This window comes from Acinetobacter sp. YH12070 (assembly GCF_013419625.1).
In the GTDB taxonomy this organism is placed as follows: domain Bacteria; phylum Pseudomonadota; class Gammaproteobacteria; order Pseudomonadales; family Moraxellaceae; genus Acinetobacter; species Acinetobacter amyesii.
The window spans coordinates 1-1,309 of sequence record NZ_VOZT01000136.1 but is presented as its reverse complement, the minus strand read 5'-3'; the positions used below and the strand labels follow the sequence as shown (position 1 = coordinate 1,309).

Genomic DNA, 1,309 nt, shown 5'->3' with positions numbered 1-1,309 from the left:
TGAACCGTACCGGGTTTGTCGGAGACTTTTTTATTTAAGTTAGGCCACCTGACCTAACGGGTTAATCTTATCATAGTACATTGCTTCAAACTCAAAAGGCGATACATAACCCAGTGCACTGTGTACACGCTTTTTATTGAACCAATCTACCCAGTTTAGTGTCGCAAGTTGTACATCTGCTAAACCTTGCCAATCTGCTTTTAGATATTCAATCACCTCTGTTTTGTATAAGCCATTCACCGTTTCAGCCAAAGCATTATCGTATGAATCACCAGTCGTACCGACTGATGCTCGTAAATTTGCAGCTTCTAAACGATTGGTATAGCGAATAGAAAGATATTGAACACCTCTATCGGAATGATGAATCACATTCTTTGGCATGCCTCGATCGTGCAATGCTTGCTCTAATGCATCGAGCACCATATCTGTATTCATCCGTGTCGATACTTTCCATCCAACAATTGCTCGTGAGAACACATCAATAATAAAGGCGGTATAGACCCAGCCTGAATGAGTTTGAATATACGTAAAGTCACTCACCCACAGTTGGTCAGGATGATCAGCATTAAAATTACGTTTCACTAAATCATCTGCTCTTTTTTGATCATCTCGGCTACGGGTGGTTTGTTTATTCTTACCACGCCAAACACCTTGTATACCTAGCTTCTGCATCAATCGAGCAACTGTACAACGTGCGATAACATAACCTTCACGTTTCAATTGTTGCCAGACCTTACGCACACCATATCGACCTGAACTTTCTTTCCAAATTCGTTGAATTTGTTCAGCATGATGCTCATCATGTAGATCTCGTTTCGCTCGATGTTCTGGATTGTCAGCGAGATCTAAAGTTCGGTAATAGGTTGAAGCTGCGATCGGTAAAATCCTACAAATCGCATCAACACCATATCGATCTTTATTGTTATGGATAAAATCCACCATTATTTGTGTGGGCGGTCGAGCTCCGCCTGGGCGAAAAAAGCAGCTGCTTTACGTAGAATTTCGTTAGCACGTTGCAGTTCTTTATTTTCGCGTTCGAGTTGTTTGATACGTTCTTGGTCTGAAAGCTGCTGTACTTTAACTGGATTTTGTTTATCTAAATATTTTTGATACCAAACACGTAGTGTTTCAGGAGTACAACCGATTTTAGGAGCAATAGCTGTGATTGCAGCCCAAGTAGAAGGATAATCTTTTTCAGATTCAATCAATAATTGAACCGCTCTATCTCTGATTTCAGGGGTGTATTTTACTTTTTTCATCGGGACATTCTCTCAAGAAAAGTGGTCTCCGACAAACCCGGTACGGTTCA

At 40.9% G+C, this 1,309-nt stretch carries 1 protein-coding gene and 1 other annotated feature; the gene reads right to left on the bottom strand.

What is annotated here, in order from left to right:
- Positions 1-39: 39 nt before the first annotated feature.
- Positions 40-1,259, bottom strand: a protein-coding gene (locus FTU17_RS17310; protein ID WP_180136131.1) for an IS3 family transposase whose coding sequence is annotated in 2 segments (ribosomal slippage) — positions 40-983 and positions 983-1,259 — 1,221 coding nt in all. Because the reading frame shifts where the segments join, the coding sequence is not laid out codon by codon here.
- Positions 868-984 (bottom strand) — a sequence feature (AL1L pseudoknot). It overlaps the preceding gene by 117 nt.
- Positions 1,260-1,309: the final 50 nt, after the last annotated feature.